The organism is Microbacterium sp. zg.Y909, assembly GCF_024626565.1.
This window is the reverse complement of the sequence record NZ_JANJFJ010000031.1, coordinates 1-25311: the sequence shown is the minus strand read 5'-3', so window position 1 is coordinate 25311 and position 25311 is coordinate 1. Positions and strand designations below refer to the sequence as shown.

Genomic DNA, 25311 nt, shown 5'->3' with positions numbered 1-25311 from the left:
CGCTCGGAGCGCTCGCGAACACCGCGGCGTACAGCGCCGGCGCCGGCTGGCTGGAAGACGTGCGCGACTACCTCGACGGCAACCGCCGCCTGCTGGCCGCGCTGCTGGCGGAGCACGTGCCGCTCGCGCGGATGATCCTGCCCGAGGGGACCTACATCGCGCTCATCGACTTCCGCGCCTATGGACTCGAGGGCGACCTCGGGGAGTGGTTCCGCCAGCACGCCCGGGTCGCGATGACCGACGGCGCGGCATGCGGGCAGGCAGCTGTCGGCCACGCACGATTCGTGTTCGCGCTGCCGCGACCGCTTCTGCGCGAGGCGGTGCTGCGCATCGGGCGTGCGCTGGACGAGCGCGCCAGCGCGTCCGACGCCGCGTAGTACGGCGCGGCCCGCCCGTCGGGTGCCGGCGCGTCACCGGCTGACCGAACACTAGTAAGGCGCGCCGGATCCGCAATTGGCTGTGGGCTACGACATCCTCAAGGACCCCCCGCCCTTGGGCGAAGCCGAGATCACACCGGGCAGTGCGGCGTCACGCGCGGCTCAGCCGATTCCAGGCGAGCGCGGCGAGCAACTCCGCCTGCAACGACAGCACGCTGTCGTCGAAGCTGGTCCCCTCGGCGTGCAGCGGGTTGGCGCCGCTGGGCGGCGCCGCACCGACGAACACCAGGGCACCCGGCACCTGCTCAAGTACGTACGCGAAGTCCTCCGACGCCATCGATGGCGCAGACATGCGGGTGACCCGGTCGGCGCCGACCACGTCATCGAGCAGCGCCAGCGCCGCCCGTGTCTCGCCCGGGTCGTTGTACGTCACCGGATAAGAGGCGATGAACTCGCTCTCCAGCGTGCAGCCGTTTGCCTCCGCGATCCCCGCCAGCACCCGCGGCAGTACGGTGCGCACCGTCTCCAGCGTGGCAGCGGACAACGTGCGGATGTTCGCCTCCAGGTGCACGGCCGAAGCCAGCACGTTGCTGGCTTCGGAGTCGCTCCACAGCCGGGTGATGGAGATGACCGCCTGATCGGTGGCCGGCAGGCGCCGGGCCGCGAAGGACTGCACGGCCATGATGAGCTGCGCCGCCACCGGCACGGGGTCCGCGGCGAGCTGGGGGAAAGCCGCGTGGCCGCCGGTGCCGCGCACGACCAGTCGCAGCGCACTGGCGCTGGCCATCATCGCGCCCTCGCGGGTGACCACCCGGCCGTGCGGAGTCGCGCTGTCCACGTGCAGCGCGTACGCCGCGATCGCCCGCTCCCCTGCCGCATCCAAGACACCCTCTTCGACCATGATGCGGCCGCCGCCCTGCCCCTCCTCGCCGGGCTGGAACATGAAGACCACCGTCCCCGGCAGTTCTTCCCGCAGTGCGACGAGCAGCCGCACGGCGCCGAGCAGCCCCGCCATGTGCAGGTCATGACCGCAGGCATGCATCGCCCCGGAGGCCGCGGCGAAATCCAGCCCGGTCGTCTCGGTGATCGGCAAGGCGTCCATGTCCGCGCGCAGCAGCACGACCGGCCCGGGAGCGCCACCGCGCAGCACGGCCGTCACAGAGCTGAGCGAACGACCCGTCGATATCGCCAGCCCCAGACCCTCGAGCTCACGCAGGATTATGGCCTGGGTGGCGGGAAGGTCGAGCCCGACCTCAGCCGCGGCATGGAGTTCGCGACGCACCGCGACCAGCCGGTGACGCAGCGCCTCCGCCTGCTCACGCAGTCCGTCGACAAGCGCATCAAGCACGGTCCAGCTCCAGTTCACGCCCGAGCACCGGGACCGCGGCGAGCAGATCCCGCGTATACGCCTCGGCGGGCGCGCCCAGCAGCGCCTCGGTCCCACCGCGCTCGATGATCACTCCGCCGCGCATGACCGCGATGTCGTCGCTGATGTATCGGACCACCGCCAGGTTATGGGAGATGAACAGCATGGTCAGACCCAGTTCGCTCTGGAGCCTGCGCAGGAGGTTCAGCACGGTCGACTGCACCGAGACATCCAGTGCGCTGGTGACCTCGTCGGCGATGAGGATGTCGGGTTCACCCGCGAGTGCGCGAGCGATCGTGATGCGCTGGCGCTGGCCACCAGAGAACGAGCGCGGCCGTTCGCCGGCGCGCGCCGGGTCGAGATCCACCTGGCGCAGCAGTTCGGCGACGCGCTGGCGTCGTGTCCCCGCTGACAGCGTGCGTCCCGTGGCACGCAGCCCTTCGGCGATGGAGTCACCGATGGACATCCGCGGGTCCAGCGATGAGAAGGGATCCTGGAAAACCATCTGGATCCGGCGCCGGGCTGCCGTGGCCTGGTGGGAGCGCCCGACTGCACTGACGCCGTGAACGCGCACGTCACCGCTGTACACTGCGGCAAGCCCCACAGCAGCCTGTGCGATCGTGGACTTGCCCGAGCCGGACTCCCCGACGAGCCCCAGGGTGCGGCCGGTGCCGACCTCGAGCGACACACCCGAGACGACCTCTCGCCGTCCGTAGCGGACCCGCAGGTCTTCGATCTCCAACGCCGTGCTCACAGCGCAACCTCCTCACGGTCGGCCGGGGGCGTCGCGCCGGCGCCGGCGGTGTCGATGCGCTCCGCGAGGTCACGGGGGCGCAGGCTGTCACTGATCACGGGCAGCGGCCGAGTGCGATCCGAGTTCATGTCGGGCAGGCAGGCGATCAGCCCGCGCGTGTACGGGTGTGACGCGTCCTGCTTGATCCGTCGCGCGTCCAGCTCCTCGACGATCGCGCCATCCTTCATCACGACGACGCGGTCACAGAAGCCCGACACCAGGGCGATGTCGTGCGAGATGAAGACGATGCCCGCGCTGGTGGCCTCCTGGGCGTGCCGCAGCACGCTCAGGACCTGGCGCTGCACGGTGACATCCAGTGCCGTCGTGGGCTCGTCGGCGATGATCAGGCGCGGCCGGCCGGTCAGCGCCATGCCTATCATCGCCCGCTGACGCATGCCCCCGGAGAATTGATGGGGATAGTCACCCAGCCGCGAATCCGGCTCGGCGATGCCCACGGCACGCAGGCCCTCGACCGCACGAGCGCGCGCCTCGGCGCGGCGCATTCCCAGGTGCTCACGCGAGACCTCCGTGAGCTGTCGGCCGATCGTCAGGGCCGGGTTGAGCGAGGTGAGTGGGTCCTGGAAGATCACGCCGAGTTCCACGCCCAGCCGCTTGCGCGCGGCGAGGGAGAGCGCGCCGCCCAGGTCGATGTCGTCGAACCGGCGCACCTCGGCGGCCACGATCGCCGGCGCGTCCAGCAGCCCGGCGAGCGCCATCGCGGTCAGCGACTTGCCCGATCCAGACTCGCCGACGATGCCGACCACCTCACCGGGCTCGACCCTCAGATCCACCCCGTGCACTCGCTCGACCACACCACCCTCGCCGTCGGGGAAGGCGACCCGCAGGCCCCGAACCTCTGCCAGCGCGGTGCCGCGTGGGCGCTCCGGGCGTGCGGCGGCCGCGGGCACACGGGCACGCCGTCGCACCGCCACCGCGGCTCGACTGGCATCCGCCGTGGCACGCAGCCCTTGGCCGGGCTGCTCACCGAGCGTCTCGGCGATCATCGTGAAAACCACGCCCGCGAAGACCACCGCGACGCCGGGTCCGACTGCGGCCATCGGGTTCGTATAAAGGTGACCCAGACCCTCGTTGAGCAGCCGGCCCCAGTCGTAGTCCGGAGCCTGCACGCCGAGACCGAGAAAAGACAAGCCCGCGAAGGATAGAAGCGTCGTGCTGGCCGCCGCAGCGGACTGCACCAGCAGCGGGTTGGCGATGTTCGGCAGGATGTGCCGGAACATGATCACCAGTCTGCCGACGCCCACCACGCGCGCGGCGCGGACGTAGTCCTGATCGCTCACCGACGAGGCCATGTTGTAGACCAGCCGGGTCACGCTCGGGATGCCGGCCAGACCGATGGCCAGCATCGCCCCGATCGCAGAGGCGTTCCAGATCACCGTGAAGAAGAGCACCAGCAGCAGCCACGGGAAGGCGAGGAGGATATCCATCACCCAGATGACGGCCCGGCGTGCGCGCCGCGGAAGCATGACGGCGCTCAGACCGATGACGAGGCCACCGACCATCAGCATCGCTGTCGCGCCGGCCGCCAGCAGAAGCGAGGTGCGGGTGGCAACCATGACGCGGGCGAAAATGTCGCGTCCGATGTCGTCCGTGCCGAAGAGGTGCGCGGCGCTCGCGGGCGCCCACCGCGACGCGATGTCGCGGGCGGTGGCGGCTTCCATCCAGAGAGTGGGACCCATGACGGCGATCAGCACCAGTACGGCGATGCCGACCTGGGCCGCTATGCCGGGGACGCTGATCCAGCGGGACCGCCGTCGCCGTCGCGTGGGCACCGTCGCGGTGCGGGGCGGGCTGAGCTTGGGGAGTACCGAGGAGGTCATCGTCGCACCATCAACCTTCTGCGATCGTCGTGCGGGGGTCGACCGTGAGCAGGATCAGATCGACGACGAGGTTCACGGCGAGCACGCTGAAGGCGTAGACCAGGACCATGCCCTGGATCATCGGATAGTCCTTGCTGCCGATCGCGGAGATCAGCGAGCTGCCGGCGCCCGGGATCGCGAAGATCGTCTCGATGATGACAGTGCCGGCGACCAGTCCGGAGAGGATGAGCCCCCCCACCGTGAGCGTTGCGGTGATGATGTTCGGCAGCGCGTGGCGCATCAGAATCACACGATGCGGGAGCCGCTTGGCCTTCGCCGTGGCGATGTAGGTGGAATCCAGCACCTTGATCATCTCCACTTGCACGATCCGCGCCAAGTAGGCCATGGCGCCCAGCGCGAGCGCGAGGACCGGGAGCACGACATTGCGCGGTTCACCCCACCCGGCCGGCGGCAGAATCGTGAGCCACATGCTGAACACCGAGATCAGCCCGACGGCCAGCACGAACTCCGGGATCGCGATGATCACACCGAGGGCTCCGGAGACGGCGCTGTTGGCAGTGCCGCCTCGGCCGCTGCGGGCGATGAGAGCGGCGCCCATGCCGATCGGCAGCGCACCGAGCATCGCCACGACGAACCCGAGCGCGGCCAGCGTCAGCGTGGTCGGGAAGCGGGACGCGATGGTGTCCCCGACCGAGAGCCCTGACTGGATAGAGGTCCCGAGGTCCCCCCGCAGCAGGCCTGCGAGGTAGTTCACGAGCTGCTGCGGGACGGGCTGATTGAGCCCCAGCTCGATCCGGGTCGCCTCGACCAGCGAGGCGGGCGCGGTCGGCCCGAGCGCCGCTCGCACCGGGTCCCCGGGCACCAGGTGCACGAGGAAGAACGCGGCGAGGACCACGACGAGCAGACTGACGACGAGCCGTCCGATCCGGCGCATGGCGAAGTCAGCGCGCGGTGAGATCCGCGCACGCAACTGGCCCGGCCAGCTCGGGGTGGGTGCGCCCCGTTGTACGTCTGCCGTCGTGGTCATCGCCGGTCGCTCACTCCGTCATCCGGATGGTGGTGGGCTGGATGTAGTCGGTGATCTCGAAGGTCGCACCCGACATGTAGGTCGGGCGAATCGTCCCGGTCAGCAGGAAGGTGTGGAAATTCTCCACTACGAGCTTCTCGGCCTGCTCCCAGTAGCCGCAGGCCTCGTCGGCGTCGGCCGCGGATCCCGCCTGCTCGGCGTACGACAGGTACTCCTCGTCGACGACGCCCATGAAGTTCAGACCGCCTTCCTCAGGCGACGCACCGCCGTAGAAGAGGTTCTGCACGACGGGGCTGCCCACACCGATCTGGATCCAGCCGGTGTCGTAGTCGAACGTCTCGTACAGGTACTCCGACCATGCGGCACCGTCCATCGCCGTCAGCACGGTCGCGACGCCCAGCTCCGCCCAATCCTCAGCGAGCAGTTCTGCGCCGGAGGCGTGCGCCGCCGATGTGGCGTCGTAGATGAAGTCGATCTCCAGCGGCTGTCCGCCCTTCGAGCGCGTCCCGTCGGCGCCCGCGACCCAGCCCGCCTCGTCCAGCAGCTCCGCGGCACGCGCCGCGTCGGCTTCCGGGCGTTCCCAGACCGGTTGCTCGTTGAAGCAGGTGAAGGGCGCGTCGGTGATCCAGGAGGTCAGTTCGTAGGGGCGTCCACCCGAGACCACCTCGCGCGCGTCCTCGTGGGCGAAGCCGAGAATGAGCGCCTCTCGCACAAGGGGGTCACTCGTGGGACGATCTGCTCGCTCGTTGAAGAGCATCTGGCCGATCGGGTTGATCGTGCCCTTGAACTCGAAACCGGCGCTTTCGATGCGGTCCTGGTCGGGGCCTTCGACGGCAGCGGCGTTCAGCTCCCCGGAAAGAAGGAGGTTCGCGCGCGTCGAGGTATCGGTGACCACGCGGATCTCCAAGCCCTCGGGCAGCCCCGCCGTCTCGGAGGTCAGGCCGTCGGGTCCCCAGGTGTAGTCGTCGCGGGTCTCGTAGGTGTAGAGGTCCGCGCTCACGTCGGTGAGTGCGTACAGCCCCGTGCCGTTGGACGCTGCCTCGAGGCTCTTCGGGTCTTCGAGCCCCGCAGGGGCGACCATGTCGATCGTGCCGATGATGGTGGCGAAGAACGGGTCCGAAACGTCAGCCGTCACCGTGAGGGTCAGCCCTTCGCCGCTGGCGGAGAGGCCGGCGGGGAGCACGTCGCCGAGGACCGTCGCGTTGGCGGGGTCGGCGTGGTAGTTGATGTTGGCCGCCGCGGCAGCGGCGTCCAACACGCTGCCGTCGTGGAAGGTGACGTCGTCCTTGAGCTGGAAGGTCACCGAGGTGCCGTCCTCGCTGAGTTCCCACGACTCCGCGAGCCACGGGATCTCCTCGCCGTCCGGGCCGATGTAGATCAGCGACTCGTAGGCGTAGGTGATGACCTGGATCTCCTGCGGCTGGGTGGCCGTCATCGGGATGATGCTGCCGACCTCCGGGAAGATAGCCTGCGTGAAGACGCCCCCGGAGACGGCATCGTCGCCGCCTCCGGCTTCCGACGTCCCGCTGCAAGCGGCCAGCGTCAGGGCGAGGGCGACGATTCCGGCGCCAACAGGTATTGCGGTGCTGCGTTTCATTTCGGTTCCTCTTTCGGGTTCGGGTGATGCATGTCCTGCTTCTCGGGTCAGCGGACGGGGGCTCCGGCGGTCAGGCGGGCCAGAGGCCCCGCCGCCTTCACCGTGACGTTCACCGTCGGCTGGGCCGTGTAGGGAACGTGGGTCTCGTGCACTTCGACGACGGAGACCTGGAGGGGGTCCGCGCCGGCCTGGATCGCCTTGGCGATCGCCGCTTCGGATGCCTGCTCGATGGCCGTCTCGCGCTCGCCCATCGGCGCCATCTGGTCTGCCCGGCCGCCGGCGAGCGAGATCGCCGCGCCGACCGCGTTCGCGACGCCGCCGTGGTGCGGGCGCAGGATCTCGCCGGCGCTGGCGAGGCTGTCGGGGACGAGGAAGCCCCCGCCGCCGACCACGACCAGTGGGAGGTCCATCCGTCCGAGCGCGAGCTGCTCGACGGCATCCTCCAGACGGGCCGCGATGTGCGCCATCGCGGCCTCGAGCGCGGCGGAGGTGGCGCTGGACAGCGCCGGCAGACGGCGACCGCCGATCGGGTTGCCCCGCAGCGCCGCTGCGTCGGTGAGCGTCGGGGTGGAACCGCCGAAGAGCAACGCCTCCTCGTTGATGCGGTAGCCGACCGATTCCGGTCCGACCCGGCCGGTGGCGACATCGACGATCGTGCCACCACCGATCGCGATGGAGAGGATGTCGGGCATGCGGAAGTTGGTGCGCACACCGCCGATTTCGCGCGGCAGGGTCGATTCCCGGGGGAAGCCGCCCACGACGACGCCGAGGTCGCTGGTCGTGCCGCCGACGTCGATGACGATCGCGTCGTCGTGTCCGGACAGGTACGCCGCGCCGCGGATGGAGTTGGCCGGCCCCGAGCCGATCGTGAGCACGGGGTACTGCGCCGCGTGGTCCAGCGACATCAGCGTGCCGTCGTTCTGCGCGAAGAACGTGGCGGCATCCAGCCCTTCCGCGGCCACCACCTCGGCAAGGCCGTCGGTGACGGAGCGGGCCACGCTGTACAGGGCCGCGTTCAGCAGCGTTGCGTTCTCCCGTTCCAGCAGCCCGGTCGGGCCGATGTCCTGGCTGAGGAACACGCGCGCGTCGGGGCCCAGGTGCCGGCGCAGCAGGTCGGCGACCTCGAGCTCCTGATCGGGCGAGGACGGGCTGAAGATCCCGGCGACGGCGATCGCGTCGAAGCTCTCCAGCCCGTCGACGAAGCGCAGGATGCCGTCGCGCTCCAGCGGCGCGATCGGCGTGCCGTCGACCATGTGGCCGCCACCGAGCATCGCCGAGCCCGCGAGCACCATGTCGACGAGGTCACGCGGCCAGCCGGTCAGCGGGGGGTACTCCGTGGCCGCGGGGGCGCCCAGGCGGATCATCGCGACGCGATCCAGCCCGCGGCGCTGCACGATCGCGTTGGTCGCGTGCGTGGTGCCGAGCATCACGCGCGACACCCGGTCGCGGTCGTCACCGAGCGCCGCAAGCACATCGGCGATGCCGGCGCGGATGCCGCTGGAGATATCGTCGGTGGTCGCCCGCTTGGTGTGCGCGAGCACGGCGCCGGCGCCGTCCAGGACGACCGCGTCGGTGTTGGTTCCACCGACGTCGACGCCGATCGAGAGGTCGCGGGCGGTCATCGACGGGCTCCTTCGAACGGGACGTACGGCAAGTCGTAGCCGAAGGCCGCGGGACCGGCGAGCTCGAGCCCACGGGCGGTGCGCCAGATCGGATCGCAGGCCCAGGCGAGCACCGAGACACGCTGGCCGAAGCGGAGCATCTCGGTGGTGATCGCGTGGCCGGTTTCGGCGTCGATGATGGTGATGAGGTCAGGGACGCTCACGAGCACCTCGCCGTCCTCGAGCACCATGAGGTTCTCGTTCTGCAGCTCGAGCCGCTGCAGGCGCCCGCGGTCCGCGCCCGTGCCCGTGATCGTCACCGATCCGCGAACGAAGCCGCCGACGGTTCGACGGTCGAGGTCGGTGATCTTGCCGGTGAACAGCACGCGGGCATCCAGCTCGGCGGCGACGGCTGTGACCGGGTCGGCGGAGGACATCAGGGCGTGGCCGACACGGATCGCCGCGCTGACGGTGCCCTCGATGACCGCGCCCTTCACCGTCTCGGCCGTCATCGGGTAGTGCGCGCCGATGCAGATCGAACCGCTCGCGACGGTCAGCGCACGGGCGTGGCGCTCCAGCCAGTGCAGGTCCACCGTCTTCATGACCGAGATGTTGCCGACCACGTCGCTCTGCACGGCCCACTCGCAGGGCAGGCCGGCCACGTTCATCGCCACCATCGCGGCGTCCGGGAACGCGCGTCCCATGCCGTCGGCGTCGAGGACCTTCAGGCCCAGTCGCGCCGCCCAGCCGATCGGCTGCACGCCGTTGCTTCCGCCGATCTCCGCCGCCATCAACGTGGTGACAGGCCGGCCGAGCAGGAGCTCGGCCTCGGCCAGCAGGGCGTGGATCTGCCCCGTGGCCGACAGCATCTCGATGCCGACGGTGGGGGCACCGATGCCGGACATCAGGATCACGACGTCATCGGGCCCGAACTCGTCGACTGTGACCAGCGGGACGGGGCCGTGCGTGCGCAGCGCGTTCTCGACCATGATCTGGGCGGTGTACACCGCGCCGCCACCGCCGGTGCCGAAGATCGCCGTGCCGACACCGAGCGCCGCAATGTCATCCGCGGTGATGTGGGTCAGCCGCTCCGTTGCAGGAGGGACGGGGTGGTTCTGTGCCATATGGCCAAGGTACGGACATGGCGATTCAGGGACAATGTTCCCGTAATCCAGTGTTTCAAGCAATACTGTGCTCGTGGCACGGGTGACGATCACGGACGTTCATGCAGAGGCACAGCGCCTGGGGGTGCGCCGGGCAGCGGGCCCGCTCGACGCGCGGCCGGTCGATCGGGTGGACCTCGTTGCGATAGGGCGACTGGATGCTGCCGCATCCGGCACCCTGGTCATCCTCACCGATGAGGTGCAACCCGCCCCGTACCGCATCGACGTCGCGCTGCGGCAGGCGGCTGCCCGCGGTCTGGCCGGCCTCGTCTTCATGGTCGAGTTGACCCTGCCCGAGACCGCGACAGCGCTCGCGGAGCGCGCGGGGGTGCCGGTCTTCGCCGCCCCGGGGGTCAAGCCCGCCGATCTCGCGAAGTCGATCGACCGCGTCCTGTCCGGCGGTGCCTCCGAAGCGATGATGCGCGGTGCTCATGCGATCGGTCAGGCCAGCGCGGCCGCGGCCGGGCCGGACAGCACACTCGGGCAGATCCTCGCCGTGGGCGGCACGGCGCTGGGCACCGAGCTGGAACTGATCGACGATCCGACGGTGGCCTGGTCTGCGGCGGATGCCGTCTGCATCGGCGAGGTCCCCATCGGCCGTCTCGTCGCACGCGCACCGGATGCCGCGACCGCCGTCGCCCTCCCCGTCATCGCCTCACTGCTCTCCCGCGTGGCGCAACGGCAGAGTCGTGATCGGTATGCCTCCACGCAGTCCCGCGCAGACCTGCTCGTGGAGCTGGTGCTCGCCGAATCACCCCGGGTGGAGGGGCTGGCCGGGCAGGCGGCGCGCCTCGGTCTCCCCCTGCAGCTGTCGCACGTCGTGGCCTGGCTGTCGCCGGCACACCCCGCCGATCCCGCCGCCCGCGCGCCGCGCAGCGTGCAGCCGCCTCTGGAGTTGTTCGCACTGAACCTGGTGGACGCGCGCGAGGAGATGTGGCACGTCGCCTTCGTGCAGGACGACATGATGATCGCCAGCACCGAGGAGAACGGCGCCGGCGATCACCAGCGCCGGGTGCGCGAGGTCGCCGCGCAGATACAGGCGCACGCACAGAGCCTGGCCGGGCACGGGTGGACCTACACACTCGGACTGGGCACGCCTCAGCTCGGTGCTGCCGGGTTGCGGCAGTCGGCGGCGGAGGCGCGGTTGGCCGCAGAGTCGGCGATCGCCGCCGGCCGGCTCGGCGGAGTGGAGCTGACCGATGTCACGGGGCTGCGGCGGGTGCTGCTGGCGCTGTACGCCTCGCCCCTCAGCCGCAACCTGCTCGATGACATCCTGCGTCCGCTGGACACGCTCGGCGCGGAGCGCAAACTCACCGCCGTCCGGACGCTGCTGTCCTACCTCGCCCACAACGGCTCCCTCGCACAGGCGGGACGCGAGCTGATGCTGCATCCGAACGGGGTCGGGTACCGTCTGCGCCGCATCCGGGAGCTCCTCGACATCGACCTCGACGACCCCGAGGTGCGGTTCGCCGTGGAGCTCGCGTGTCGCGTGCGCCTCCTCGGCTCTAGCTGAGCGTGCTGCCCGGCCCGGGACGCCGGTCCGAGGGCTCGGCGCGCAGCTGCGCGTCGTGCGCCCCGAGCGCCGGCGCGCGCGGCAGCATCGACGTGCCGTTCGTGCCGAGCGCCGAGCGCGCGATCGTCACCCCGTCGTCATCGAAGACCAGCCCCAGGTCGGCCGCGTGCGCGCCGTCTGCCGCCTGCTCCGGTGTGCGCACCCGCGCGACGAGCACCCGCCCGGCACGAAGGCGCGTCACGATCTCGTCGACCGTGAGCTGCGCCGTCCGCTCGCCCAGGATCCTCTCGACGGCCTCACGCCCCACCACCCGTGCGTCGTTGGTCCGCCACCGTTCATCGCCGAGGCTCTGCTCCAGCTCCAGCGCAGCGACGAGCCGCACGAACATCGCATCGTTCGTCGCCCCCAGCACGACATGCCCGTCGACGGCGACGAACGCCCGGTACGGCACGATCGAGGGATGCGCGCTGCCCCAGGGTCGCGACGGCGGACCACCTGCGGAGGTGGCCGCGATCACCGTCCCCAATGAGCTGAGCGCCGTCGCGAAAAGCGAGAACTCCAGGCGACGCCCTCGGCCGGTGCGCTCGCGTTCGAAGAGCGCGGCGAGCACCCCGTTGACCATCGACATGCCGGTGGCGATGTCGACCATCGCGACCCCGGAGCGCACCGGATCAGCGCCCTCGTAGCCGGTGACGTGCATGAGCCCGGACTCCGCCTCGACCGTCACCGCGGTTCCCGGCTCGGCCGCCAGCGGACCTGCCTGACCGAAACCGCTGATGGAGGCGTACACCAGCCGTGGGTGGCGCGCACACAGGCGAGCGGCGCCGATGCCGAGGCGCTCGGCGACGCCGGGGCGGAAGCTCTCGACCACGACGTCGGCCGACTCGATGAGGCTATCGGCAACGCCCCGGTCGGCCGGCTCGGTCAGATCGAGCGTGACGGAGCGTTTGCCCCGGTTGACCGCGTGGAAGTACGCGCTGGCGCCGTGCACGAACGGCGGCCCCCAGTGTCGCGTCTCATCGCCGATCTGTGGCTGCTCCACCTTGATCACGTCCGCGCCGAGCTCCGCCAGGGTCATCGTGGCATAGGGACCGGCGAGCAATCGCGTGAAGTCGACGACGCGGATGCCGAGCAGCGGCTGGAAGGGCATGACGCGACGCTACCGGCCGCCGCGACCGACACGGACGGTCGATCCCCCATGGCCTGCCCGCTGCGGTGGGCGATCACGACACGTGCCGCCGCGATCAGCGCGTGAACACCCGCTCGCCGCGCACCCAGGTCTCCGCGACGCGGACCTGGGCGATCTCGTCCGCGGGCACGGTGAAGACATCCCGCTCCAGCACGGCGAAGGATCCGTCGAAGCCGGGCGCGATCATCCCCACGCCCTGCAGGGGGGACAGCAGACGGGCGCGTCCGGTGTACAGCAGCAGGGCCTGCGCAACGTCGATCGCCGCCTCCGGCCCGAAGTCGATGCCGTCGTAGGTGCGCCGACGCACGGCCGCCTCGACCGAGAGCATCACGTCGTCGGCGCCGCTCCACGCCGTCGCCGGCCGGTCCGACGAGAGGGCGAGCGGCGCGATGCCGTCGTAAAGCCGCGCGATCGGGTAGGCATCGGGTACCTGCTCGGCGCGCAACGCCTTCTCGTAGCCGTCGTATTCGGCGAAGAAGAAGACCGTGTGCGTGGCGATGCCGAAAGACATGCGCGCCCCGCGCAGCCTGGTCAGGTAGTCCTCGCCCACGATGGTCGCATGCTCGATGCGCACCGAGGGGATCCCCTCCAACCAGGGCTCGGCATCGGCGAAGAGATCAGCGACCCGGTCCAGTGCCCGGTCACCCATCGCGTGCACGGCCAGCTGCACTCCGTTGCGGCGCGCCCACTCGCCCGCAGCCACGACCTCGGCGTCGTCGACGAGCCGCAGTCCGTGGTCGCAGGAGTCCGGATAGGGTGCGTGGACCCAGGCGGTGCGGTTCGAGTACGCCCCGTCGAGCACGACTTTGACGCCGGCGACCGCGATCGGGCCCTCGCGATCTTCCGTCGTCAGGTCGGCCAGCGGATGCCGCGCGTCCCAGCCCGGGTACAGCGCCACCCGCGTGCGCAGGCCTTGCCGGGCTGCCTCGCGGAAGGTCGCGAGCGGCTGATCGATGCGCGTCGAGAGCAGATCGCACACCGCGACGATGCCGCGCGAGGCGAGCTCGTCGCCGAGGGCCACGAGTGAGGCGACCTGCTCCTGGCGGGTGGGCGCGGGGATGAACGCGGTGACGGCGGCGACCGCCGCGATCTCGGTGAGCACCCCGTTAGGCCGGCCGTCGTCGTCCCGTTCGAAGCGCGCACCGGTGGGGTCCGGGGTGTCGGCGGTGATGCCGGCCACCTGCAGCGCCCGGGTGTTGCACACGGCGGAGTGCGCGTCGCAGCGCCACACCAGCACGGGCCGCTGCGTGCTCACCCGGTCCAGGTCCGCGGCCGTCGGCATCGCCCGCCCCGGGAACTTGGTGTCATCGAAGCCGCGCCCCAGGATCCATGCCCCGGGGTCGGTCACGGTGTCGGCGTGGGCGAGCAGCACGGCCACCAGCTCGTCCGGTGATGTGACAGCCGGCGGGAAGCACTCCGCGGCGGCGACCGTGCCGGCGATCAGGGCAGGATGCGTGTGGCTGTCGATGAGCCCGGGCACAACGGTGCGACCGCCGAGGTCGACGGCGGGCTGCTCGGCGACCTCGGTCGCATCGCCCACCCAGTCGATCACCCCGTCGACGACCCGGAAGGCCGAGGCGAAGGCGGTCTCCGACTCGCCGGTGAACACCCTCGCGTTGGTGAACAGCGTCACGATGCTCCGATCAGCCGACGGGGACGGGCGATGTGGCGAAGCCGAACAGGTCCTTGGGGTCCTCCGGGGCGGCCACGAGGTCGATCTCCCGCGCGAAGTCGGTGCCCGACACGTCGTCGCGCAGGTGACGAAGCGCCGAGAAATCCTCGATGGCGAAGCCGACCGAGTCGAACACGGTGACCTGTTGCGCCGAGGTGCGCCCGGCGGCGGTACCCGCCAGCACCTCCCAGAACTCCGTCACCGGGAAGTCCGCGGGGACATTCTGGATCTCGCCCTCGATGCGGGTCTGCGGCGCGTATTCGACGAACACCGGGCCGCGGCTCAGGATCGCCGGATCGAGTTCCGTTTTGCCCGGGCAGTCGCCGCCGATCGTGTTGATGTGCATGCCCGGCGCGATGTCGGCATCGGTCAGCACCTGGGCGGCGGCTTTGTCCGCCGTGCATGTCGTGACGATGTCGGCGCCCGTCGCCGCCTCCGACGCGGAGCCGCACACGGTGATGTCGAAACCGCGCGAGGCCAGGTTGCGCACGAATTTCGCCGTTGCGGCGGGATCGACATCGAACACGCGCAAGCGGTCGACCCCGAGCACTGCGCGGAAAGCGAGCGCCTGGAACTCGGCCTGGCTGCCGGCGCCGACCATCGCCATCACGCGAGAGTCCCGTCGGGCAAGCCGGCGCGCGACCATCGCCGAGGTGGCCGCCGTGCGCAGGGCCGTCAGCAGGGTCATCTCGGCCAGGAACACCGGGTAGCCGTTGTGCACGTCGGCGAGGACCCCAAACGCCGTGACGGTCTGGAAGCCGCGCGCCGGGTTGAACGGGTGGCCGTTGACGTACTTGAAGGCGTACAGTTCGGGGTCGCTGATCGGCATCAGCTCGATCACGCCGAACGGAGTGTGGTTGGCGATCCGCTCGGTCTTGTCGAACGACTTCCAGCGGCGGAAGTCCGCCTCGATCGTGTCGGCCATTTCGGCCATGATCGTATCCGCCCCGCGGCTGGCGACCCAGCGGACCATGTCGGCGACGCCGACGTAGGCGGTCATGCGCTCACCTCGGTGTCTGCTCGCCACGTGATCTGCGCCGTCGCCAGCACGACGTCATCGTCATCGAGGGCCGTCACGTGCGTGATGCCGTCCGATGTGCGCCCGACCAGGTGCACCGTGCAATCGACGAGCACCGGGGCGATCGCGCGCATTTCGAGGCGCGCGATCCGCCGCTCGCCGGCGTGTCGGCGTGCGGCATCCACCAGCAGGATCCGAGTGAGCGGGCCGTGCACCAGCAGGTCGGACAGCCCCTCCTCCTCCCGGGCCCACTGCCGGTCGTAGTGGACGAGGTGCGTGTTGAAGGTCAGCGCCGAGAAGCGGAACAGCTGGCGCGCGTCGAGCACGAGCTCTTCGCTCCAGTCCGCTCCGACCGCAGCCTCCGGGTCGCGGCGCGCAGGATGCGCCGGGGCATCCGGATCGGTGGCCTCGAGGAACACGTCGTGCCATACGCTGCGGATCGCCGGCTCACCGCCGACCGCGTATTCGCGCACGACGTCGACGAACATCAGCCGACCGCGCGCGCCCTTTTTCTCCACGATCTCGCCCAGTGAGGTGGTCTGGACGACCTCGTCACCCAGGTGCAGCGGATGCAGGAACTCGGTCGTCTCCCCCGCATACATCCGGCGGGGCAGATCGATCTCGGGGATCACGCCATCCCGGGCGGGGGTGCCGTCGGGTCGGAGGTCGGCCAAGGCGGCATCGAACGGAAAGAACACGCCCTCCCAGGCCGGGGGCAATTCCGCTCCGGCTTCCCGCTGCGGCTCGGTCGTGGCGAACGTGCGCCGATAGGCCTCGACGACGGTCGCGGTGATCGGCTCGACGCGCGCGACGCTCACGGCAGCACCCCCGCCGCGCGCAGTTCCGCGATGCGGGCTGCGTCATAGCCTGCGAAGTCCGCGAGCACCTGATCGGCGTGCTCGGCGAAGCGGTTCGCGGTGCGGGCGGGCTGAGCAGGCGTCGCGGAGAGTTTGATCGGTTGCCCGAACATGCGAAGCACGCCCAGGTTGCCGTAGTCGGCCGAGACGACCATCTCGCGCTCGGCGGTGCCGGGGTCATCGACCACCTCGCCTATCGTCTTCACCGCCGTCAGCGGCACGACGTCTCCGGCGAGCTCCTCCAGCTCCGCCTTAGTACGCCCGGCCAGCCAGCCTGCAACGATCGGCTTGACGCGACGCTGGTAGACCTCCTCGTCGAACCGTTTGCGCATCGTGTCGATCTCGACGTCGGTCTTGTGCTCGGGGGTGCCGAACAGGTCGCAGCTGGCGTTCCACAGCTTGTCGGTGTAGGCGCCGAAGAACACCTGGCCGTCTGCACAGTCGAACAGCTCATAGGGGCGCACCCATGCGTGCGCGTTGCCCGCGGGTGTGGCCACCGATCCGGTGACGGTGTAATCGACCACCGCGGTCTCGGTCAGCGCCAGGATGCTGTCCACCTGGGCGACGTCCACCAGCTGCCCCTCACCGGTCGCCTCGGCGTGCCGGAGCGCGGCGAGGGTCCCCACGACGGCGAACAGCGTCGCGGAGAGGTCGCCGATCGTGACGCCCACGCGCACCGGCGCCTGGTCGGCATAGCCGTTCATCGACCACATGCCCCCGGCCGCCTGCGCGGTGTTGTCGAAGGCCGGTCGCCGCGAACGCGATCCGGTCTGGCCGTAGCCCGAGATGGCGGTGTAGACAAGGCGGGGGTTGATCTCGCGCAGCACGTCGTAGCCCACTCCGAGCTTGTTCATCGTCCCCGGTCTGAAGTTCTCCACGAGCACGTCCGCGGAGCGCACGAGGTCCTTCAGCACCTGCGTGCCTTCTGCGGTCCCGAGGTTCAAACCCAGGCCCAGCTTGCCGCGGTTGTACTGGGCGTAGTAGGCGCTGAATTCCTCGTCACCGTCGGACAGATACGGCGGGAACCCCCGCGAGACGTCGGGGTCGCGCGGGTTCTCGATCTTGATGACGGTCGCGCCGAGGTCGGCGAGCATCTGGGCGGCATACGGGCCGGCGAGCACCCGCGACAGATCCAGCACGGTCACTCCGCGTAGCGCCCCGGGGGCGGGGAGAGGGGTGTCGATCATGCGGGTTCTGCCTCCTGTGTGATGCGGGACGTGTCTGCTGCGGCCGCGGCGAGCGCGCGCGCCACCCTCGATGGAGCGGGCACGCCTCGGGCCCGGGAGAGCCAGCGCGTGGTGGTCACGAGGGCCGCGAGATCGAGCCCGGTCTCGATGCCGAGACCGTGCAGCATCCACACCAGGTCCTCGGTCGCGAGATTACCGGTCGCCCCCTTGGCGTACGGGCACCGGCCGAGGCCGCCGATCGCGGAGTCGAACTCGGCGACCCCCAGCCGCAGGGCGGTGTGCACGTTGGCCAGCGCGAGTGCATAGGTGTCGTGCAGGTGCAGCGCGAGGCGCTGCACGGGGATGCCGGTGGCGAGCGTCTCGGAGATCAGCCGGGTGGTCAGTCCGGGCGTTGCGACGCCGATGGTGTCGCCGAGGGCGATCGTGCCGGCGCCGGCGGCGTGCAGCGCCGCGGCGGCGGTGGTCACCGCGGCGGTGTCGACCTCCCCCTCCCACGGGTCGCCGAACGCCATCGACACGTAGCCTCGCACCGGCAGGCCCTCGGCCCCCGCCGCGGCGATCACCTCGACGGCGCGATCCAGGGCGCCGGCCATCGTGGTGTTCAGGTTGGCCTGCGCAAAGGACTCGGTGGCGCTGACGACCACGGCCACCTCGCGCACACCCGCGTCGATCGCGCGCCGCAGCCCGCGCAGATTCGGCACCAGCGCGACCGCCCGCGCCCCCTGCGGGACCTCGACGGCGGCAACGACGTCCGCCGCGTCGGCGAGCTGGGGGATCCAGCTCGGCGGCACGAAGCTGGTGAGCTCAAGGTGGCGGCTGCCGGCGGCGTAGAGGCGCGCGCAGAGCTCGGCTTTGATCGGGCTGGGGATGATGTCGGCCTCGGCTTGCAGGCCATCGCGGGGGCCGACCTCGTACACCGTGACCCGTGAGGGCAGCCCCGGCTCGGGCTGCACGCGCGGCGACGGGCTGATCGTGGTCATGCGGGGGATGATTCGGCGCGCAGCTCGGCGAGCACTTCACGGGCGTCCTCGACGCGGATGCGGCGCTCCGCGATGATCCGCGCCGCGACGGCCCCGACCTCGTCGACGGTGGCCCCGGCGCTCGCGGCGATCGTGCGCGCGTGCAGCGACATGTGCCCGCGCTGGATGCCCTCGGCGGCGAGGGCGCGGCACGCGGCGAGGTTCTGCGCCAGGCCCACCGCGGCGATGACGCTCGCCAGCTCCCGAGCGGTCTGCACACCCAGCAGCGTGACCGATGCCTGGGCAGTCGGATGCGCGCGCGTTGCGCCGCCGACCAGTCCGACCGCGAGGGGGACCTCCAGCGTTCCGACCAGGTTGCCCTCGGCATCCTTCTCGAAGTGCGAGAGCGCCGTGTAGCTGCCGCTCCGGGCGGCGTGCGAGTGGCAGCCCGACTCGACGGCCCGGGTGTCGTTGCCGGTGGCAAGCACGACGGCGGTGATGCCGTTCATGATGCCCTTGTTGTGGGTCGCGGCGCGGTACGGGTCGGCTTCGGCGAACGCACTGGCGGCGATGATGTCGTCCACGACCTGCGCGCCGCCGAGCATCTCGGGATCGAACACGGCCCGGGCGCGGGTGACCCGCAGATCCGCCTTGTTCGTGAGGATGCGCAGCAGGGTGCGCGCACCGGTGAGCTCCGCCACGCGCGGTGCGATCGCCTCAGCCATGGTGTTCACCGCGTTCGCGCCCATCGCGTCGCGGACGTCGACGTGCAGGTGCAGGATCACCTGAGTGCCGGCGCCCGTCGGCAGCACTCGCGCGGAGATGTCGAAGGCACCCCCGCCGAGCGAGACCAGCACGGGATCCTGCGCGTTGGCCAGGGCGAGCAACTCGTCACGCGCCTCGAACAGGGCGAATCGGGCGGCGTGCGGGTCGACGGCATCCAGCATCTGAATCTGAGCGACCATGACATCGCCGGTGTACGAGGTCGTGAAGCCGCCGTGGCCGCGCGCCATGCGTGCCGCGTTGGAGGCCGCGGCGACCACGCTGGGCTCCTCGGTGGCCATCGGGATCAGCCGATCGATGCCGTCCACGCGAAAGTTGGTGGCGACGCCGACCGGGATGCCGATCATCCCCACGACGTTCTCGACCATGTGGTCGGCCTGCGCGAGCGAGAGCCCGTCGGCCGGCTGGAGCGCATCGAGCGCGGAGCGGTCGATCCCGGCGCCGGCGGCGACGCGTGCGAGGCGTTCGCTCGGCGTGTGGTTGCGCAGCCCCGGGATCCGGCTGTTCGTCGCCATCGGTCGCCTTCCGTCGTGTGCAGGCCCGATCGTTCGGGCCCGTGTCGACGACCCTACGAAGGCGATCCGCGACCGGCGATGGAGAGAGACTCCATCAAACGGCGGTCCACATGTGCGTTGAGCCCATCCGGCCGCACCACATGCGCCCCTAGACTCGCAGGACCGGCCGAGGAGGATCTGCCCATGCCTTACACCGAGTCCGCTGACGTCAGGCTGTACTTCGAGACGTTCGGCGCTCCCGATGCTCCCGTGCTCGTGCTGGTCTCCGGCGGCGGGGCGCAGCTGATCAGCTGGGACGAGGCGTTCATCTCGCTGCTCATCGACGGCGGGCTGCGGGTCGTGCGATTCGACAACCGCGACACCGGCTATTCGCAGCGCTTCGGCGGCGAGGATGACCTCGATGGCGGCTACGGGCTCTCCGACATGGCCGCCGACATCATCCGCATCCTCGATGAACTCGGTGTCGAGTCGGCCCACATCGTCGGGCACTCGATGGGCGGAATGATGGCGCAGATGGTCGCCATCGAGTACCCGGCGCGGGTGCGCAGCCTCGGGCTGCTGTCGACAATCCCGGGACGCGACAGCCGTTATGTCCTGCATCCGGAGCGTGTCGACCTGCAGCAGACGCCGGTACGGGTGAGCCGGGAGCAAGCCGTCGCCTATGCAGAGGCGGCGGCAAGCGTCTCTCCGCTGGGCGCCTACGACCCACAGGTCGCTTGGCACCGTGAGATGGCCGGCCTAGCCTACGACCGTGGCTACGCCCCCGAGGGCTTCGCCCGGCAGTGGGCGGCGTTGCTGCGCGCGCCCGAGCGCGGTGAGGCGCTGCGCGAGGTGACCGTGCCGACACTGGTGTTCCACGGCCGCGAGGACCCGGCCCTGCATTGGAACGCCGCCGTCGACATCGCCGCGGCCATCGCCGGTGCAGAGCTGCAGGTGCACCCCGAGATGGGGCACCTGATTCCACACGAGCTGTGGCCCGAGCTGGCGGCCGCGCTATTGCGCACCGCCCGCCGCGCCGACCAGACCGCCTGACCACGAAGCCCTTCCTGCGGGAGCACACATGACGCCCGAGGCCCAGTCGGTCGCCGATCTCCTCGACGCCGCCTTCGCGGACAGCCGGATCGGCCCGACGGCAGTGAGTCTTGCGCTGCAGCAGATGGGCCTGTCCGGTGGCGACGCGGCGCACATCGCCGGCCGGGTGCACCGCTCGCAGCGCGAACTGTCCCGTCTGCGTCGACGTGAGCACGAACTGTCGGCGCTGTTCTCCAGCGCGCGCGAGCTCGCGGAACTGCGCGACAGCGATGCCGTGCTCGCCCGCCTCGTGCAGCGCGCACACGAGATGATGGGCGCCGACCTCGCCTACCTCTCCGAGTTCGACCCCGACACGCACGAACTGCGGGTGCGCGAGACCAGCGGAGCGGTCAGTGCCCGCTTCCAGACGCTCCGCGTGCCGCCGGGACGAGGCCTGGCGAGCGTCGTCGTCGAGACGCGCAGCCCGCAGTGGGTGGCCGACTACGCGGAGTATGCCGGAACCCATGACTCCGGGATCGACGACGCGGTCTCTGCCGAGGGCCTAGTCTCGCTGCTGGGCGTGCCCATGGTCACCCACGACGATGTGCTGGGCGTGCTGTTCGTGGGCGGACGCGAGGAGAAGAGTTTCACGCCCGACGAGGTAGCGCTGCTGTCCGCCGTCGCCGACCACGCCTCGGTGATCCTGCAGACGACCCGGACCCTGCGAGACCTGCAGGAGTCCGAAGAGGAGAGCCGGCGCACCCTGGCCAGCCTCACCACGCACCTTGCCGAGCGTGACCGGGCCAACGCGGTGCACCAGGAGCTGGTGCAGGCGGTGCTCGAGGGCGGCGGCTTCGCCCGCGTGGCCGAGACCCTGGCGCACGGACTGGGCCGATCCGTCGCCATCCTCGACGCGCGGGACCAGATCATCGCCGCGGCCGGCCTGCCGCTGCGGCCCGTGATGCTGGCGCCCGACGACGCGGTGCGCGCCGCCATCGCCGACAGCCGGCGCTCGGGCCTGTGCGTCGCCCTCCCCGGCCCCGGCGTGCGCGCCGCGGCCTCGATGACCGCAGGAAGCCGCAACTTCGGGGCGCTGCTGCTCGGCGACGGCGACTTCGAGCTCGGCGCGGTGGACATGCGCACTATCGAGCGTGCCGCGCAGGTGTGCGCGCTGCTGGAACTGCAGCAGGAGGCGGCATCCGGTGCCGACCACCGTGTGCGCAGCGAACTGCTCGCCGACCTGCTCGACGACGTGCCCGAACGGCGCGCCGATGTGAAGCGACGCGCGCGCCGATTGGGCGTCGACCTCGCGGCGCTGACCACGCTCGTGCTGCTGTCGGTGCCGGGCGACCAGCAGACGGCGGCCGCACGGGCGATGAGCCGCCAACTCGACGAACGCGTGCTGGTCGCGGAGTACCGCGGCTATGTCGTGGCGGCAATGAGCGCCGACGGCGTCCCCGAGCCGCAGCAGCTGCGTGCGCACGTGTCGGCCGCGATCCGTCAACCGACCACCGCCGTTCTGCCGAGCTCGACGTCACGTGGCCTCCCCGAGGCGTTCCTTTCGGCCATGCGCACGGCGCGCCTGCTGGCTGCGCTCGAGATCAGTGATGTCACCACCCTCGCGGACGACTTCCTGCCCTACTCGGCGATTCTGGACACCGACACCCGCGCGCTCGGTTCATTCCTGAACGACACCATCGGCGCCGTGCGGCGATACGATGCCGACCGCAACGCCGACTTGCTGGGCACGCTGCGCGCGTTCGTGCGCAACGGGGCCAGCCCCACCAGGACCGCACGGGCGTTGAACTTCCACACCAATACGATCCTGCAGCGACTGGACCGCCTCGACCACGTCCTGGGCGCCTCGTGGCGTGAGGACGAACGGCTGTTCCGGCTCGGCATCGCCGTGCGCCTGGACGAGTTGCGCGAGCGGCTGCTCACCCCGCGCTGAGCCGGTGCGCCACCCCTACGCCCGGTCGGACACCGGGTGCGGCATGCCGAACGCGGAGAGGTCCTCCTGCGACTGTCCGTCCAGCGCGAGCTCGGCGAGCACGCGCCCGATCACGGGCGTGAACTTGAAGCCGTGACCGGCGGTGAGCGCGACGATGATCTGCGGATGCTCGGGCAGCGGCGCCAACACGAACCGCCGGTCCGGCGTCAGCGCGTACTGGCAGGTCACGGTGCGCAGGCCCTTGTTCGCGCCCGGGATCAGCCCCGCCACGAACCTGCTCAGCTGGGCCGTCAGCTCCGGTGACGGCGCAAAAGTCCGCGTCTGCGGGGTCATCAGGTTGGCCGAGACATCGCGAGCGGCCTTGATCGTGGGCTCGCCATAGGTCGGGAATCCGTAGTAGCACTCCTCGTCCTCCCAGATCCACACCGGGAAGCGTTCGGGATCGTATCGCGCGGGTTCGGCGGGGAGGAAGTAGGTCACCTGCTCCTGCATGATTTCGAGCGGGATCGTGCGGCCGATGGGCTCGAGCAGCGCGTTGGTCCAGGCATCCGCAGCGACGATGACCCGCCGTGCCCGCACGTCGCCGCGCGAGCTGCGGACGATCACGCCGTCGCCGTCGGGGAGGAGCGAGCGCACCTCGGTGCGATCACGGATGTCCGCACCGAGGGCGCGGGCTCGCAACTGGAGCGTCGCGACGGTCCGTGCCGCATGCACGATGCCGGAATCCGGGGTATAGACGGTCAGCACGTCGTCAGGGAGGCGGAACGCGGGCCACCGTCGCCGCACCTCGCTCGACGCGAGCAGCTCGTGGGGCACACCGCACTCGGTGAGGGCTGTGGTGAAGTCCGCGGCGGCATACGGGCTGCCCTTCGGGAAGAAGACGACACCGCCGGTCGTCGTGCGCAAGCGCTCGCCCGACTCGGCCTCCAGATCGTCCCAGTCCCGCATCGCCGCCTGCGCGAACCGCACATACTCCGCGGCGCCGTAGGACGTGCGCACGATGCGGGAGGTGTCGTGCGAGGCGCCGCGGACGTGACCGAGTTCGTACTGCTCGAACGCGACGGTGCGCGCGCCGCGGCGCGTGAGGTGGTACGCAGCAGCGCTCCCGAGGGCACCCATGCCGACCACTGCAACGTCGAACGACTCCATGGCTCTCCGCTCCGGTCGGGACAGTCCCGCCAGTGTGCGCGGCTGCGCCTCATGCCCGCCATGGGGACATCGCCCACAGGGCGCGGGGGCGGATGTGCGGCCCACACACCCCACCGCCCCTCCGGGTGGCGATGAAATGGCGCCAGCCGAAGCGGACGGCCGGCTGGACAGAATGAAAATCGCCTCGGCCGGGCACTCACCAACCACGCCGGCGATCGTGGTGCACGACGCCGGACCGTGGTCGACTTCTGCTGTGCCCCGCCAGGCCCCTCACGCCGACGGGCGCGTCGCCTCCTCGAGCAGCTCCAGCACGTGGCGGTACTCCCGGCCGGTCGCCCGGGTCATGCCGATCTCGCAGGTGCGGTTGCATGACGCGTGCGCGTCGGCATCCAGCGCCTGCACCTCGGCCGCCTCGGCGGCGGTGGCCGAGGCGGCGAGCTCGGGGTGCAGCATCCCGCGGTCGCCCGCGAACCCGCAGCATCCCCAGGCGTCGGGCACCGTCACGCTCGCCGCGACGGCCGCGCCGACCGCCTGCAGCGCGGGGTTGAGCCCCATCTGCGTCGACGAGCAGGTCGGATGCAGCACGAGCGAATCCACGACCGGCGACACCTCGCCCAGCACCGGCAGCACCAGTCGCGCGACGAAGTCGACGGCATCCTCGGTGCGATAGGCGAGACCGGCGTCGGAGAGGATGTGCGCGAAGCCCTCGGTGCAGCTGGCGCCGTCGCTCACGATGACGAGCTCCCCGTCGCCGGAGGCCTTGCGCACCGCCTCGACGACCCGCTTCGCCATGACGTCACGGCCGCCGGTGTAGCCCTTGGATGTCCAGGGCGTCGAGCAGCAGAGCGACTCGATCCCCTCGGGGACGATCACGCGCACGCCGGCGCGCTCAACGAGCCGGGTGAACGCCTCGGTGACCCCGATGCCGTCGCCGGCGGGTCCGAACATGCTGTTGACGCAGGCCGGCAGATAGACCGCGACCGGCGACCCCTCCCCCGCGCCGAGGGACCCCGTCTTCGACCGACGCTGGGCCCCGCCCGGCGGCAGGTCGGCGGTGTACTTCGGCATGGTGTCGGCGCCGAGCACCGCCCGCCCGACGGTGGTCACCGCGCCGACCAGACCGGCGGGCACGGCGTCGGCTGCCGTCAGCGCGACGGAGCCGACCCGGGTCACCGGCCCCCACGCCTTCGCCGCGGCCTTCCAGCCCGCCGCGAGCACCGGGTTCTGCCCCTCGCGCCGCAGCCGCTTGACCAGGGAGCCGGTGTTGATCAGCACCGGGCAGGCGGTCACGCACATGCCGTCGACGGCGCACGTCTGCACGCCTTCGTAGTCGTAGTCGCGCTCGAGGCTCGCGGCGAGTGCATGGTCCCCGGCGGCCTCGGCCCGCGCCATGCCCCGCCGCACCACGATGCGCTGGCGCGGGGTGAGGGTGAGGTCCTTCGACGGGCACACCGGCTCGCAGTACCCGCACTCCACGCACCGGTCGACCTCGACCTCGACGGGTTCGGGCAGCTTGAAGTCGCGAAGGTGCGCCGTGGGATCGTCGTCGATGATGACGCCGGGGTTCAGGATGCCGGCGGGATCGCACAGCCGCTTGAGCTCGCGCATCACCTCGTACAGTTCGTCGCCGTACTGCCGCCGCACGTAGGGCGCCATGACCCGCCCGGTGCCGTGCTCGGCCTTGAGGTTGCCGCCGGCGCCCAGCACGAGGTCGACCATCTCGTCGGTGAACTCCGCGAACCGCG

The 25311-nt window shown here is 70.8% G+C and carries 19 protein-coding genes and 1 pseudogene; 4 read left to right on the top strand and 16 right to left on the bottom strand.

Features of this window, described 5'->3' with window-relative positions; all coding sequences use genetic code 11:
- A pseudogene (locus NQ160_RS04470) lies at positions 1 to 377 on the top strand (MalY/PatB family protein); the annotation flags it as partial.
- 151 nt (positions 378 to 528) lie between these two features.
- On the opposite strand, the gene NQ160_RS04465 reads toward NQ160_RS04470, so the two are convergent.
- The 7 genes from NQ160_RS04465 to NQ160_RS04435 are packed head-to-tail and all read right to left on the bottom strand — an operon-like array spanning position 529 to position 9723.
- Positions 529 to 1725, bottom strand: a complete 1197-nt coding sequence (locus NQ160_RS04465) for a M20 metallopeptidase family protein (RefSeq protein ID WP_257514044.1) — start codon at positions 1723 to 1725, stop codon at positions 529 to 531.
- Positions 1718 to 2497 carry an ABC transporter ATP-binding protein gene (locus NQ160_RS04460; protein WP_257514043.1) on the bottom strand — a complete coding sequence of 260 codons (780 nt, stop codon included), beginning with the start codon at positions 2495 to 2497 and terminating at the stop codon, positions 1718 to 1720. The genes NQ160_RS04465 and NQ160_RS04460 overlap by 8 nt, the downstream gene beginning before the upstream one ends.
- A complete protein-coding gene (locus NQ160_RS04455) occupies positions 2494 to 4374 on the bottom strand; it encodes a dipeptide/oligopeptide/nickel ABC transporter permease/ATP-binding protein (RefSeq protein WP_257514042.1) in 1881 nt (626 codons plus the stop codon). The genes NQ160_RS04460 and NQ160_RS04455 overlap by 4 nt, the downstream gene beginning before the upstream one ends.
- 10 nt (positions 4375 to 4384) lie before the next feature.
- A complete protein-coding gene (locus NQ160_RS04450; protein WP_257514041.1) occupies positions 4385 to 5401 on the bottom strand; it encodes an ABC transporter permease in 1017 nt (338 codons plus the stop codon).
- Between the two features lie 10 nt (positions 5402 to 5411).
- On the bottom strand, positions 5412 to 6998 hold the full coding sequence (locus tag NQ160_RS04445; protein ID WP_257514040.1) for an ABC transporter substrate-binding protein: 1587 nt from the start codon (positions 6996 to 6998) through the stop codon (positions 5412 to 5414).
- A 47-nt stretch (positions 6999 to 7045) separates the two neighbouring features.
- Positions 7046 to 8620 (bottom strand): hydantoinase/oxoprolinase family protein, encoded by a 1575-nt coding sequence (locus NQ160_RS04440; protein ID WP_257514039.1) that lies wholly within the window; start codon positions 8618 to 8620, stop codon positions 7046 to 7048.
- Positions 8617 to 9723, bottom strand: coding sequence for a DUF917 domain-containing protein (locus tag NQ160_RS04435; protein ID WP_257514038.1), 1107 nt, complete (start codon positions 9721 to 9723; stop codon positions 8617 to 8619). Before NQ160_RS04435 ends, NQ160_RS04440 begins: the two co-directional genes overlap by 4 nt.
- A gap of 73 nt (positions 9724 to 9796) precedes the next feature.
- On the opposite strand from NQ160_RS04435, the gene NQ160_RS04430 reads away from it, so the two are divergent.
- Entirely contained in the window at positions 9797 to 11275 is a 1479-nt protein-coding gene (locus NQ160_RS04430) for a PucR family transcriptional regulator (RefSeq protein ID WP_257514037.1), read from the top strand.
- Here the strand turns inward: NQ160_RS04430 and NQ160_RS04425 are convergent.
- From NQ160_RS04425 to NQ160_RS04395, 7 genes are all read right to left on the bottom strand, one after another.
- Entirely contained in the window at positions 11268 to 12425 is a 1158-nt protein-coding gene (locus tag NQ160_RS04425) for a CaiB/BaiF CoA transferase family protein (protein ID WP_257514036.1), read from the bottom strand. The genes NQ160_RS04430 and NQ160_RS04425 overlap by 8 nt on opposite strands.
- A gap of 94 nt (positions 12426 to 12519) precedes the next feature.
- On the bottom strand, positions 12520 to 14097 hold the full coding sequence (locus NQ160_RS04420; protein WP_257514035.1) for an amidohydrolase: 1578 nt from the start codon (positions 14095 to 14097) through the stop codon (positions 12520 to 12522).
- A gap of 10 nt (positions 14098 to 14107) precedes the next feature.
- Positions 14108 to 15136 carry an ornithine cyclodeaminase gene (locus tag NQ160_RS04415; protein ID WP_257514034.1) on the bottom strand — a complete coding sequence of 343 codons (1029 nt, stop codon included), beginning with the start codon at positions 15134 to 15136 and terminating at the stop codon, positions 14108 to 14110.
- Positions 15133 to 15972 carry an FAS1-like dehydratase domain-containing protein gene (locus NQ160_RS04410; protein ID WP_257514033.1) on the bottom strand — a complete coding sequence of 280 codons (840 nt, stop codon included), beginning with the start codon at positions 15970 to 15972 and terminating at the stop codon, positions 15133 to 15135. The genes NQ160_RS04415 and NQ160_RS04410 overlap by 4 nt, the downstream gene beginning before the upstream one ends.
- A complete protein-coding gene (locus NQ160_RS04405; protein WP_257514032.1) occupies positions 15969 to 17198 on the bottom strand; it encodes a CaiB/BaiF CoA transferase family protein in 1230 nt (409 codons plus the stop codon). Before NQ160_RS04405 ends, NQ160_RS04410 begins: the two co-directional genes overlap by 4 nt.
- The gene (locus tag NQ160_RS04400) at positions 17195 to 18178 is read right to left on the bottom strand and encodes a hydroxymethylglutaryl-CoA lyase (protein WP_257514031.1); all 984 of its coding nucleotides are present in this window, start codon (positions 18176 to 18178) and stop codon (positions 17195 to 17197) included. Before NQ160_RS04400 ends, NQ160_RS04405 begins: the two co-directional genes overlap by 4 nt.
- Positions 18175 to 19455, bottom strand: a complete 1281-nt coding sequence (locus NQ160_RS04395; RefSeq protein WP_257514030.1) for a hydroxymethylglutaryl-CoA reductase, degradative — start codon at positions 19453 to 19455, stop codon at positions 18175 to 18177. Before NQ160_RS04395 ends, NQ160_RS04400 begins: the two co-directional genes overlap by 4 nt.
- A gap of 183 nt (positions 19456 to 19638) precedes the next feature.
- On the opposite strand from NQ160_RS04395, the gene NQ160_RS04390 reads away from it, so the two are divergent.
- Complete coding sequence (locus tag NQ160_RS04390; protein WP_257514029.1) at positions 19639 to 20487, top strand: alpha/beta fold hydrolase; 849 nt, start codon at positions 19639 to 19641, stop codon at positions 20485 to 20487.
- A 28-nt stretch (positions 20488 to 20515) separates the two neighbouring features.
- A complete protein-coding gene (locus tag NQ160_RS04385) occupies positions 20516 to 22417 on the top strand; it encodes a GAF domain-containing protein (RefSeq protein WP_257514028.1) in 1902 nt (633 codons plus the stop codon).
- A 15-nt stretch (positions 22418 to 22432) separates the two neighbouring features.
- Here NQ160_RS04385 and solA read toward each other — a convergent pair whose 3' ends face one another.
- Together solA and NQ160_RS04375 are read right to left on the bottom strand one after the other, a co-directional pair.
- A complete protein-coding gene (gene solA / locus NQ160_RS04380; protein ID WP_257514027.1) occupies positions 22433 to 23566 on the bottom strand; it encodes an N-methyl-L-tryptophan oxidase in 1134 nt (377 codons plus the stop codon).
- Between the two features lie 270 nt (positions 23567 to 23836).
- Positions 23837 to 25311: (Fe-S)-binding protein (locus NQ160_RS04375; RefSeq protein ID WP_257514026.1), on the bottom strand; the 1475-nt coding region annotated here is incomplete at its 5' end.

Coding starts and splice junctions, on each gene's coding strand:
- NQ160_RS04435 (WP_257514038.1), bottom strand. CDS start 9,723: ATGGCACAGAACCACCCCGTCCCTCCTGCAACGGAGCGGCTGACCCAC.
- NQ160_RS04425 (WP_257514036.1), bottom strand. CDS start 12,425: ATGCCCTTCCAGCCGCTGCTCGGCATCCGCGTCGTCGACTTCACGCGA.
- NQ160_RS04415 (WP_257514034.1), bottom strand. CDS start 15,136: ATGACCGCCTACGTCGGCGTCGCCGACATGGTCCGCTGGGTCGCCAGC.
- NQ160_RS04450 (WP_257514041.1), bottom strand. CDS start 5,401: ATGACCACGACGGCAGACGTACAACGGGGCGCACCCACCCCGAGCTGG.
- NQ160_RS04400 (WP_257514031.1), bottom strand. CDS start 18,178: ATGACCACGATCAGCCCGTCGCCGCGCGTGCAGCCCGAGCCGGGGCTG.
- NQ160_RS04455 (WP_257514042.1), bottom strand. CDS start 4,374: ATGACCTCCTCGGTACTCCCCAAGCTCAGCCCGCCCCGCACCGCGACG.
- solA (WP_257514027.1), bottom strand. CDS start 23,566: ATGGAGTCGTTCGACGTTGCAGTGGTCGGCATGGGTGCCCTCGGGAGC.
- NQ160_RS04405 (WP_257514032.1), bottom strand. CDS start 17,198: ATGATCGACACCCCTCTCCCCGCCCCCGGGGCGCTACGCGGAGTGACC.
- NQ160_RS04440 (WP_257514039.1), bottom strand. CDS start 8,620: ATGACCGCCCGCGACCTCTCGATCGGCGTCGACGTCGGTGGAACCAAC.
- NQ160_RS04395 (WP_257514030.1), bottom strand. CDS start 19,455: ATGGCGACGAACAGCCGGATCCCGGGGCTGCGCAACCACACGCCGAGC.
- NQ160_RS04390 (WP_257514029.1), top strand. CDS start 19,639: ATGCCTTACACCGAGTCCGCTGACGTCAGGCTGTACTTCGAGACGTTC.
- NQ160_RS04385 (WP_257514028.1), top strand. CDS start 20,516: ATGACGCCCGAGGCCCAGTCGGTCGCCGATCTCCTCGACGCCGCCTTC.
- NQ160_RS04445 (WP_257514040.1), bottom strand. CDS start 6,998: ATGAAACGCAGCACCGCAATACCTGTTGGCGCCGGAATCGTCGCCCTC.